Source organism: Schnuerera sp. xch1 (assembly GCF_019931165.1).
Taxonomy (GTDB): Bacteria; Bacillota; Clostridia; order Tissierellales; family Tepidimicrobiaceae; genus JAIOUP01.
The window spans coordinates 441140-452024 of sequence record NZ_JAIOUP010000001.1; the positions used below are offsets into that span (position 1 = coordinate 441140).

The 10885-nt window shown below is 31.1% G+C and carries 8 protein-coding genes, 13 tRNA genes, 1 rRNA gene and 1 pseudogene; 2 read left to right on the plus strand and 21 right to left on the minus strand.

What is annotated here, in order from left to right; genetic code table 11:
- Positions 1-37: 37 nt before the first annotated feature.
- The 7 genes from K8M07_RS02300 to K8M07_RS02330 all read right to left on the minus strand — a co-directional run bounded on the left by K8M07_RS02300 (position 38) and on the right by K8M07_RS02330 (position 6679).
- Positions 38-1222: a LegC family aminotransferase gene (locus tag K8M07_RS02300; protein ID WP_223376267.1), complete on the minus strand. Its 1185-nt coding sequence runs from the start codon at positions 1220-1222 to the stop codon at positions 38-40.
- Positions 1223-1256: 34 nt separating this feature from the next.
- Positions 1257-2246 carry an ATP-grasp domain-containing protein gene (locus K8M07_RS02305; RefSeq protein WP_223376269.1) on the minus strand — a complete coding sequence of 330 codons (990 nt, stop codon included), beginning with the start codon at positions 2244-2246 and terminating at the stop codon, positions 1257-1259.
- Between the two features lie 37 nt (positions 2247-2283).
- Positions 2284-3813: a hypothetical protein gene (locus K8M07_RS02310; protein WP_223376271.1), complete on the minus strand. Its 1530-nt coding sequence runs from the start codon at positions 3811-3813 to the stop codon at positions 2284-2286.
- A complete protein-coding gene (locus K8M07_RS02315; protein ID WP_223376273.1) occupies positions 3810-4745 on the minus strand; it encodes a 1-aminocyclopropane-1-carboxylate deaminase/D-cysteine desulfhydrase in 936 nt (311 codons plus the stop codon). Before K8M07_RS02315 ends, K8M07_RS02310 begins: the two co-directional genes overlap by 4 nt.
- 33 nt (positions 4746-4778) lie before the next feature.
- Entirely contained in the window at positions 4779-5291 is a 513-nt protein-coding gene (locus tag K8M07_RS02320) for a GNAT family N-acetyltransferase (RefSeq protein ID WP_223376274.1), read from the minus strand.
- Positions 5292-5326: 35 nt separating this feature from the next.
- Positions 5327-5959: a sugar transferase gene (locus K8M07_RS02325; protein ID WP_223376276.1), complete on the minus strand. Its 633-nt coding sequence runs from the start codon at positions 5957-5959 to the stop codon at positions 5327-5329.
- 81 nt (positions 5960-6040) lie between these two features.
- The gene (locus K8M07_RS02330) at positions 6041-6679 is read right to left on the minus strand and encodes a winged helix-turn-helix transcriptional regulator (RefSeq protein WP_223376278.1); all 639 of its coding nucleotides are present in this window, start codon (positions 6677-6679) and stop codon (positions 6041-6043) included.
- 1171 nt (positions 6680-7850) lie between these two features.
- On the opposite strand from K8M07_RS02330, the gene K8M07_RS12580 reads away from it, so the two are divergent.
- Together K8M07_RS12580 and K8M07_RS12815 are read left to right on the plus strand one after the other, a co-directional pair.
- Positions 7851-7979 (plus strand): hypothetical protein, encoded by a 129-nt coding sequence (locus tag K8M07_RS12580; protein ID WP_263282407.1) that lies wholly within the window; start codon positions 7851-7853, stop codon positions 7977-7979.
- Positions 7980-8007: 28 nt separating this feature from the next.
- Positions 8008-8952: pseudogene (locus K8M07_RS12815) on the plus strand (recombinase family protein); the annotation flags it as partial.
- Between the two features lie 437 nt (positions 8953-9389).
- Here K8M07_RS12815 and K8M07_RS02340 read toward each other — a convergent pair.
- The 14 genes from K8M07_RS02340 to rrf form a co-directional block, all read right to left on the minus strand.
- Positions 9390-9466 (minus strand) — tRNA-Arg (locus K8M07_RS02340).
- Positions 9467-9471: 5 nt separating this feature from the next.
- Positions 9472-9546, minus strand: a tRNA-Cys gene (locus K8M07_RS02345).
- Positions 9547-9555: 9 nt separating this feature from the next.
- Positions 9556-9629 (minus strand) — tRNA-Gly (locus K8M07_RS02350).
- 16 nt (positions 9630-9645) lie between these two features.
- A tRNA-Gly gene (locus K8M07_RS02355) sits at positions 9646-9720 on the minus strand.
- Positions 9721-9729: 9 nt separating this feature from the next.
- A tRNA-Tyr gene (locus tag K8M07_RS02360) sits at positions 9730-9815 on the minus strand.
- Between the two features lie 12 nt (positions 9816-9827).
- Positions 9828-9903 (minus strand) — tRNA-Thr (locus K8M07_RS02365).
- A gap of 3 nt (positions 9904-9906) precedes the next feature.
- Positions 9907-9983, minus strand: a tRNA-Asp gene (locus tag K8M07_RS02370).
- A 24-nt stretch (positions 9984-10007) separates the two neighbouring features.
- A tRNA-Val gene (locus K8M07_RS02375) sits at positions 10008-10083 on the minus strand.
- Positions 10084-10097: 14 nt separating this feature from the next.
- A tRNA-Glu gene (locus tag K8M07_RS02380) sits at positions 10098-10172 on the minus strand.
- 8 nt (positions 10173-10180) lie between these two features.
- Positions 10181-10257: transfer RNA gene (locus K8M07_RS02385), tRNA-Met, on the minus strand.
- A 19-nt stretch (positions 10258-10276) separates the two neighbouring features.
- Positions 10277-10353: transfer RNA gene (locus K8M07_RS02390), tRNA-Met, on the minus strand.
- 28 nt (positions 10354-10381) lie between these two features.
- Positions 10382-10471 (minus strand) — tRNA-Leu (locus K8M07_RS02395).
- A gap of 10 nt (positions 10472-10481) precedes the next feature.
- Positions 10482-10556: transfer RNA gene (locus tag K8M07_RS02400), tRNA-Asn, on the minus strand.
- A 7-nt stretch (positions 10557-10563) separates the two neighbouring features.
- Positions 10564-10680 (minus strand): 5S ribosomal RNA (gene rrf, locus K8M07_RS02405).
- Between the last annotated feature and the right edge of the window lie 205 nt (positions 10681-10885).

A 10885-nucleotide genomic window follows, 5' to 3' on the forward strand; every position in this document is an offset into this window, starting at 1 on the left:
CCCTTTAAATCTAGTCTTCTTTGTATTACATACTCCTTTATACTGAAGGTAATTTATATTCCATCAACTTCCCTACCACCACTTCAACCTCATCCTCACTCAAATTACTACTACAAGACACATTTATTAAATTTTTTTCATAAAACTCTGCCTTTTCAATCCTATAACTTTGACTACCTACATAAGGTTTCTGTTTATGTATCAATCTCCACAATGGTCTTGCTTGAATATTTTCTTCATTTAATTTTCTCAATAATTCATCTCTATCTATACCATACTTATTCTTATCTACCAATATCGAATAAAACCAATGATTAGATCTTGTATCCTGTCTAAATGGTAATAGAGTTAATCCATCTATATTTTGTAAAGCTTTTTTGTATATGTTATAATTTTTAATCTTTGTTTCTATAAATTCTTCTAATCTATCTATTTGATCGATTCCAAAGGCTGCTTGTATGTTTGTCATGCGATAGTTATATCCTATTTCATCATGAACAAAGTATAGAGAATTAGTTTTAGCTTGTACACCTAGGAATGCTACTTCATCTAACAATTCTTGATCATTGGATACGACCATTCCTCCACCACCTGTGGTTATTATCTTATTGGCATTAAATGAGTATACTCCTATGTCTCCAATGGTACCACAATATTTGCCTTTGTATTCTCCTTCTAAATAATAGGATCCTAATGCTTCTGTGGAGTCCTCTATTACTTTTAAATTATATTTTTCTCTAATTTTCATAAGTCTTTCCATATCAACTGGATTACCGAATACATGAACTACTACTATGGCTTTTATTTGTTTACTGGTCTTTTTATTGATCACTTTCCCATCTATATAGTTACATTCATTTTCTAAAAAATCCTCTAACCTATCCATATCAATATTTAATGTATCATCACAGTCCATGAATATAGGTTCTGCACTCATGTATTTAACTGGATTTACTGCTGCTATGAAGGTAACTGTAGGAACTATTACTTCATCTCCAGATTCTATGCCTAATACTCTTAATGCAAGATGCAGACCTGATGTACCTGATTGACAAGATACTGCTCTTTCTACTCCTACATATTTTGCTATTTTTTCTTCAAATTCAGTTATAAATCTTCCTCCTGTAGATACCCAGCCTGTTTCTATACACTCCTTTATGTTTTCTAGGATGTCTAGTGAAAGGTTTGGGACTGATAGAGGTATTTGTTTGTTGTTGGTCATGAAATCACCTGCTTTATTTAAAATATTCATTAAATCACTTATGTATAGTATTACTTCTCATAATCTTTATTTCATTATATTTCATCATATAAATTCCTTCTTCATACTTACCTAATATTTCATCGTTTGAATAGCCTTTTATGTTATTTATAATCATCTTTGGAATATCTACTCCACATTCATATGCATGTGGATATCCACCTCCAAAACGTGGATTTACTTCAGAAATATAATACTCTCCATTAATTTTAAATATATCAATATCGATAATTCCTTTTAAACCTGCTTTTTTAACAAATTGCTTAATCAGTTCAAATAGATTATCATCTTTTATCGATACAGATTTATCTGTCTCACCAGCTCTCATTTTTATTTTTTCTTTTATAAAAATCGATACTGGTTCACCTGAAATCATATCTATATAGACATCTGCTCCATATTCTATTCCATTCATAAATTCTTGAATCATCAAGTTGTCAAAGCGACTAAATAATAATTCTACTTCTTCTTTAGAGGTTACTTTATTGATATTGATACTGGCACTACCTCTAACTGGTTTTATGAATACAGGATAGTTTATATTTCCTTTATCTACATCTCCAAAAAATACTTCTTTGTCTATATAACTTTTAACAGTTTTGAACTCATTCTGTATAAGGAATTCATACATATTGTATTTATCAAAGCACATTTCAACTGTTCCGAATTCAGAAACAATTGGAATTGTTCCTATATCTAAAAAATCTTGTTTATGTTTAGCAAGCAAGTTTAGTTCTGGATCAATAAGAGATAGAACTGCTTTAACATTATTTTCTTTGCATATATTTAAAATTATATCTATGTAGCCTTCCTCATTCACTCTTGGAACAATAAAATGTTTATCTGCATCATAAAGAGCTGGAGCAAGTTCACTACAATCTGTCGCCATGACCAGTCCTCGACCATTTAATTCTTTTTTAAAGTATTGTATTATTTTATTCCTTGTACCACAGCTTAATATTAAAATGTTTAGTTCATTATTCAACGGTTAGCCCACCTTTAACTTATAAATATTAAGTAGTTTAAATCCACCATCTATCAATCTTAGATTTTTTATATTTATTAATCATTTCATATACACCCCAATTAAATAAATATGATGGTGCTCCTGGATTTGAAGTAGCATCTGCTGTAAGCTTACTGTTTTTTACATGAAAACCCACTTTTCTTAAAAAGTAACTTATATATAGTGATTTAGTATTCCGTAAAAATCTAATCCAAGCCTTTATAGCCTTTAATTTGTTTCTTTTATTATTTATATAAAAATTATAAAATGAATCATATGATTTCTTTGACATTCTCTTTTTAATTCTACCTAAGTTATCAAATCTATAATTAAAACCAGCACCTTTTTTCTCTACTCCAAACATATTTCTGTCAATTCCTCTAGTCTCCAATATTCTTCTAGGAATTGGACGATCATAATTGCCTCCAATGGAATAAGATTTCATTTCATCTGAATTGCTTATTTTATGAATAGATGGCCATTGTGATGCTCCAAATAAAGGCATAGGAATTATTATATATCCAATCCTAAGTCTATTTTCTACCATAGAAGTACTTGTAAACACTTCATTCTCAAATCGAAAATAATTATTATAATCAGTCCTGTTTTTATCCCAAATTTTGTCTCCTCTCTCTCCTATAAAAACTACGCTGTTCTTAAACTCTTTTTCAAAAGCTGTAAAAACAATTCCAGTTCCTAATTCTCCAGAAGATACAAATTCTGCTTCTACAAGTGATTTATTATTTAGATATTCATTAGCATTTTTTGTAATAATACTTTTATAACCTAATTTTTTTGCTATATCATCTCCACAATCATCCGCATATTTTTGTGGCTTATCAAATGATACTACCTTTTCACAACCAACTTCATAAGCCATGGCTGCACATGCTGCTGCATCATAACCTTTAGAGATAGTTGTTGTTAATTCATATTTAATTTTCCTTTCAGGATCTTGTGCGTTGTTAACAAAGGTTTTGAGTGCTTTAACTAACCGATTCTCATAATCTTCGTAATCCTTAAAAGATTTTATTTCATTCTTTTGAAGCTCTAATAATTCGTATTTATCATTCAATAAAATATTACAATAATAATGTAGGTTGATCTTTTTCCCTTCATTTAAAGGAATCATCTTTGTATATTTATTAATTCCTTTTAATATGGAATTAAAAACTGTTTCATAACTTAAATACTTAGATTCTAATTCCGAATCTGACATATATAAAATAAAAGGTAATGAATTTGATATATAAATTACACTCTCTTCTGAAATACTATATAATCTCTCAAGTGTGTGATTAGAAGTAGCAAGTATTACCCCCCCCGATCCATTTTCTGACATTTTTCCACCTGAGCCCATAAAAAATTCTGATTCATCAAAGTCTCCAGAGCAAAAATCTCCATCCCAAGCTCCTTCAACAAAAAAATCTTCAAAGGTTTCTACTCCATTTCCATGATATATATGAATCTCTGATGATTTATGTGTAGTTACAGCACACCAGGATAATTTAGGTAATATTGAAAGTTTATGATATTTAAATTTCATTCGTAAACCTCCTCCAAATCGTCAAAAAACAGTGGTGTTCCACCAGTATGTATAAATAAAATATTTTTATTTGTAATTTTATGTTTCTTAATATATTCTTTCATTCCCCAAAATGCTTTTCCAGTATAAGTAGTATCTAAAGGTATTCCATCGATTATCAAGATTTCCTTGATAGTATTCAATATATCATCATTATAAGAACCATACCCATCAAGCACATAATCATCTATAAAAACAACTTCTTTATTAGTTACTTGTTCTTTTTCTATACTAGATAAGTAACTATTAACACTATTTAAAACAACTTGTCCTCCATATGGATTTTTCCTAGCATTACTTATACCAATAATCTTTTTATCATCGCCATGTAATAGGTGCCCACAAATAAGTCCTGCTTGAGTAGTACCAGTACCTGAAGTATGAAATATATAATCAAAATGTATTCCTTCATTACTTTCGTAATCTCTAATTTCCTTATAAACATCTACATAGGCCTGAGTTCCAAGATTCCCATGCCCACCACCTTGTATAAAGTAAGGATTATATCCTTTATCTATTAATTCTTTAATCTTTTTATTAATCGTATCACTCACTTCAGATACAGGACATTTTATTATTTTTGCACCAAATAGATTAATCATTTTACTATTTGCAGTATCCTTACTTGATTCAGTTGGAGATATAATATAACATGCCATTCCTTTGGACGCTGCTATGTTTGCTATGATCCGACAATGATTGGAACTACTACTACCATAAGTGACAACGCAATCAGAACCTTTTAGCTTTATATCATCAAAAAATAATATTGCCTTTCTTGCTTTATTACCTCCAAAAGAAATTGGTATAAGATCATCTCTTTTTATATAAAAATTATTATTATTTAACTTTTGATTTAATTTTTGAATTGGTGTAGCATTCATTTTTTTCATATATAACCTCTTTTTCATATATAACCTCTCATATTAATTTGATTTAAAATAATCCTTTAGTATGAGCCCATAAGTATATCTATCAACCTTACGACCATTATAAATTAAATCTTCTTTCAATAATCCTTCTTTTTTAAATCCAACCTTTTGAAATAATTTTTGTGCTGCTATATTATTTGTTTCAGTATAGAGATAGATCTTATTTAGTTTTAATTCTCTATAAGCAATATCTATTAATAATCTTGATGAAATATAAGCTATACCTTTCCCTTTGTATTTGTCTTCGCCAAGGCAAATATAATACTCTGCTTTTTTATTTTTTTGATCAATATTCAGTAATCCTATTAATCCAATAGGTTCTTCATTATAAGTTATAGTATAATCTACCCTGTCTCCCCTATCCTTTATATTCCTAAACCATCTTAATGTTTTATCTTCTTCAAGAGGCAAATCATAATGAAGATATTTATTGTTTTTTTCATCATTAATCCACTTTACTTTATAAGGTATATCTTTTTCTTCAAATTTGCGAAGCTTAATATCCAACTATATCACCCTATTCTTACCTTCTATTATTCTATTTATTTCGTATTTGAACTAGCTGCTGGTTCTTTATCTGATTTTGTATATATACTTTCTTTTTTAAATATCTTTTTGAAAGTTTTAAATAAAATTTTAATGTCTAACAATACATTAAATTTCTCTATATATTTGATGTCAATTATAATTCTATCGTCCCAGGATACAGAGTTCCTTACAGTAACCTGTGTTAAACCAGTAATGCCTGGCTTCATATCAAATCTTCTTCGTTGAATAGCATCATATTCTTCGTACTTATATGGATGATATGAAACAGGTGGTCTTGGTCCTACCAAGCTCATATCCCCTACTATAACATTCCATAGCTGTGGTAATTCATCTAAACTAGTGGCTCTAAGAAATTTACCAACTTTAGTAATTCTATTATCATTTTCATTTTTTACTTTAAGTCCATCCCCGATTTTTTCGGCATTAACTACCATAGTTCTAAATTTAAGTATTTTAAAAACCTTGCCATTCTTTCCTAAACGTTCTTGTTTGAAAATTACTGGTCCTTTTGAATTCAGTTTTATCGCAATACAAATTATTATTAATATTGGTGAAATAACAATAATGCCTATTAGACTTCCGAAGAAATCAATTATTCTTTTTATAAGTAAATTTAAATTTCTCATACAATTACACAGCCTTTTTCTAATCTCATATAATATATTTAAATATCACTTTGTTTATCAATCCAACAGATTAATATAATTTTACATTCCAAAAAACCTTCCAACCCTTTCCACTGGATACTCGATCTCTTTCAATCTATTCATAATATCATATTCAAAAGTATAACTTGTAATGACTATAGCATCATGATTATATGATTCTATTTCTTTTCTAGATATTATCTTATATCCTAACATTTTTTTTCCTTGCTTATCTTTATCATCATCTATTATAGCTTGTACACTTAATGAAGATTTTTTATCTCTTATTACACTTAATATAGTTTCTGCTACTTCTCCTGCTCCATATAGCAGTATGTTTTTATAACCTTTATTTATTATACTTTCAATAAATCTCTCTACATTTTCTTTTGCTAGTTTATAGAGTTTCATCAATTCTTGTATATAACAGATACTTAAATAATTCTTCCTCTGAATTCCTTTTGATGTAATTAAATAATTTACAGTTTTCGCTGATAAATATTGTCTTTTCATGTATCCTTTTTGTTCAAACTCTTCTATATATGCATTTATCATAGATGGTGCTGCATTTGCTACTTTAGCTAGTTCTTTCTGTGTTACGTCTGAATTATTTTCTATATATTCTAATATAACTAATTCCTTAAGCTGTGGAGTTGGGATGAAAAACTTACTATCCTTTATCAAGTTTATTTTAATCACATCCTTTTATTCGTTCGGTAATCGACTAATTTAATTTAACATATTATTTGACATAAATCAATAAGAACTACAATTCTTTCTACAATTATTTTACAATGAATTTCAAAGGTGATTTAAAGCCATTATACCTGTAGTAGTCATATCACATATTTTAATATTATTCCAAAAAATAACAAACCCTGGAACCGTTATGATTACAGGGTTTGTATTGGTGTACCTAGAGCGTACCAATTCAAAACCACAATAATAAAATAATATATGGCAAATGGGTAGCAATTTATATTTTGCCACCCTAAAATATAATCAAATTAAGATCAGGATTCTTTCTTTTTTAATTGCCTATTGTAAGATCTACTAGCTATTTTTTCAACCCTTCTAATAATTTCATTTAAATTGTATGGCATTTTAAACAATGCATAACATTGAGATTGGAGCATAGATGCACTGTAATATTGATTGTAAAAATAAAATTATTAGTAAGTTATTTATATTGAAAACAAAATAATAAACACATTAATTCATTAAAACTATAACGACACTAAATCAATTACTTCTAATGCTTATAAAAATATTAATAATTTTATTAATATCGTTTTGAAAAACCATAATATGATGGCTTAATTTAGCCATCTATTAATATCCAATTTCTAAGCAAAAATACACATGAAAAATTAATATTTATATCAAAAATCATATTAATAAAGAAACAAATGCTCTGTTTGGTTACATATCAATACTCTCTTTGATTGAATTTACAAATTTATTCCTCAAACGTAGTATTTTTGCTTCACAAATTTTTCGCAAAACTCAATTAATATATATATTTTGGGATTAGCTTTTAACATTTTATTTAGCAAACTACAATTTAAAATATCGCAACTAAGATAAATTACCCTATACCTCAAATATAAGCTTAGTTATTACTATTAAGCTTTGAAATGTTAAATCAGGAACTTCAAAAGCTCCCCAAAAAATTTTTATTTATTGCTTATAAACAGAGTACTTTTGCTTCATTTTTTTACAAGCAGAGTATTTTCTTCTCACAAAATGTGGAACACATTTAGTTAATAGATGTATTAACCCAAATTGCCCTGGAAGAAATGAATATGAATATGATAATTTGGGAGCTCATCCCCCTGGAAATGCAAGATATTGTACATATTGTGGGTACATGTCTACTTTTTTTGTAAATAAATTACTTAAACCTTGGCAAGTAGAAAAGCAAGAGCTTGAAACAAAAGAATATGAGACTGAAGCAGCTCCAAGTTTTGAATTCTCTATTGATGACATTCCATTTTAAATAATGTATTCGAAGAGAGGTGTTACCTATGAAAAAAGCAGCTGTATATGCTAGATATTCTAGTGATAATCAAAACGAAGAATCCATAGATGCACAAATAAGAGCCATAAGAGAATATTGTCAAAGAAATAATATTCAAATTGTAAAAATATATACTGATGAAGCTTATACTGCTACTACTGCTAATAGACCATCTTTTTTGCAAATGATAAAAGATAGTAAACTTGGAATATTCGATACTGTAATAGTTCATAAATTAGACAGATTTGCTAGAAATAGATATGATAGTGCTTTTTATAAGAGAGAATTAAAATTAAATGGAGTTAAACTTATATCTGTATTAGAAAACTTGGATGACAGTCCAGAATCTATTATATTGGAATCCGTATTAGAAGGAATGGCAGAATACTATAGTGCAAATCTTGCAAGAGAAGTAATGAAAGGTCTAAAAGAAAAAGCTTTGCAATGTAAACATTGTGGTGGTACAGTTCCTCTTGGTTATGATGTTATAAAAGATAAAGACTATGTAATAAATGAAAAAGAAGCTGAAATTGTAAGATTAATTTTCTCTATGTATGCTGATGGCTATGGATACGGAACAATAATCGATGAATTAAATAAACGTGGATACACAACAAAAGAAGGTAAAAAGTTTAAAAAAAGTAGCTTACATGATATTTTAGTCAATGAAAAATATAAAGGAATCTACACTTACAATAAAACTATCAAAATGATAAATGGAAAAAGGAATCATAGAAAGATGAAATCTGATGATGAAATAATAAGAATTCCTAGAGGAATACCTCAGATCATTTTAAGCGGAATAATTTACTGTGGTAAATGTGAGCACAGAATTGTAGGTAATCGTCGTACTGCAGGAAAAAATAAAAAACTTTATGTAAGTTATTGTTGTTCAAATAGCAAAAATTGTGACTTAAAATCTATCAATAAGGATTATCTTGAAACTATGGTTATAGATGAATTAGAAAAGAAAATGTTCTCTTCTGATGCAATTGATAAATTGTCTAAAAGAATATTTGAATATGCAAATTCCCAACAAGCTGAAATACAATCTGATATTAAAGCTTTTGAAAAAGAATTAAAAGTAGTACAAAATCAAATAGATAATATAGTAAATGCAATTGCCAATGGAATGTTCCATCCATCAATGAAAGAAAAAATGGATGAACTTGAAAAAAGAAAAAATGAGTTAACATTCTATTTAAATGAAGCTAAACTTCAAGCAGAAATTAATTCTCCTACTATTGATATGATTAAGGAATACCTAAAGAAAAATTCTAATATAAAAGAAAAAAGTCTAGATGATCAGAAGAAAATCATCCAGACTTATGTTCAAAAGGTAATCCTTCATGACAATGAAGTAGAAATATACTTCATTGTGGATTTGGATGGTGTACCTAGGAGGACTCGAACCCCCAACCTCTTGATTCGTAGTCAAGCACTCTATCCAGTTGAGCTATAGGTACATGTATGGAGGCGGCACCCAGATTCGAACTGGGGAATAAAGGTTTTGCAGACCTCTGCCTTACCACTTGGCTATGCCGCCATATATAAATGGAGCGGGTGAAGGGAATCGAACCCTCGCAACCAGCTTGGAAGGCTGGGGCTCTACCACTGAGCTACACCCGCATTAATAAAATCAAAATGGAGCGGAAGACGGGATTCGAACCCGCGACCCTCGCCTTGGCAAGGCGATGCTCTACCACTGAGCCACTTCCGCACATTTATTTGGTGGAGGAGACTGGATTTGAACCAGTGAAGGCTAAGCCAACGGATTTACAGTCCGTCCCCTTTGGCCAACTCGGGAACTCCTCCATATTTTTTGATTGGAGCTGGCGAGAGGACTTGAACCCCCAACCTACTGATTACAAGTCAGTTGCTCTACCAATTGAGCTACGCCAGCATTTGGCGACCTGGAAGGGACTCGAACCCTCGACCTCTAGCGTGACAGGCTAGCATTCTAACCAACTGAACTACCAGGCCAAATTGCTTCGCAAAATTTTGAATTGGTGGGCGCAATAGGGCTCGAACCTATGACCCCCTGCTTGTAAGGCAGATGCTCTCCCAACTGAGCTATGCGCCCAACTAATGTTACTATGGTGACCCTACCGGGATTCGAACCCGGGATACCGCCGTGAAAGGGCGATGTCTTAACCGCTTGACCATAGGGCCATAATTAATGGTAGCGGCGAACGGATTTGAACCGCTGACACTGCGGGTATGAACCGCATGCTCTAGCCAACTGAGCTACGCCGCCATAAAATAATATTTGTTAGTGGTTGCGGGAGCCGGATTTGAACCAGCGACCTCCGGGTTATGAGCCCGACGAGCTACCAGACTGCTCCATCCCGCGATGAGTTATTTGTATTTATATGTCATAATGGTGCCGGAGACCGGAATCGAACCGGTACAGTCTTACAAAGACCGCAGGATTTTAAGTCCTGTGCGTCTGCCAGTTCCGCCACTCCGGCAATCTATAGCTGGCTCCCAGGGTGGGATTCGAACCCACAGCCTACCGGTTAACAGCCGGGTGCTCCACCGTTGAGCTACCTAGGAATGTTTTACTTGGCAGCGTCCTACTCTCCCAGGGCGTCTCCACCCAAGTACCATCGGCGCTGAGAGGCTTAACTTCTGTGTTCGGTATGGATACAGGTGTATCCCTCTCGCTATTGTCACCAAATGAACTTGCTTGCGCAAATTTTAAGTTTGTCTCTAATCTTTTTAATTTTTTAGCGACAAAAAACATTTTACATTATTTTTCCTCTTTTGTCAACTGCTTTTTATCTTTTATTTTGTAAACTTCACAGTAAATTATATCTCTGGTCAAGCCCTCGACCTATTAGTACCTTTCAGCTTAAAGTATTACTACTCTTACACCTAAGGCC

Excerpts from the sequence above, each read along its gene's own strand:
- K8M07_RS02300 (WP_223376267.1), bottom strand. The coding sequence starts at position 1,222 with ATGACCAACAACAAACAAATACCTCTATCAGTCCCAAACCTTTCACTA.
- K8M07_RS02310 (WP_223376271.1), bottom strand. The coding sequence starts at position 3,813 with ATGAAATTTAAATATCATAAACTTTCAATATTACCTAAATTATCCTGG.
- K8M07_RS02315 (WP_223376273.1), bottom strand. The coding sequence starts at position 4,745 with ATGAAAAAAATGAATGCTACACCAATTCAAAAATTAAATCAAAAGTTA.
- K8M07_RS02325 (WP_223376276.1), bottom strand. The coding sequence starts at position 5,959 with ATGAGAAATTTAAATTTACTTATAAAAAGAATAATTGATTTCTTCGGA.
- K8M07_RS12580 (WP_263282407.1), top strand. The coding sequence starts at position 7,851 with ATGTCTACTTTTTTTGTAAATAAATTACTTAAACCTTGGCAAGTAGAA.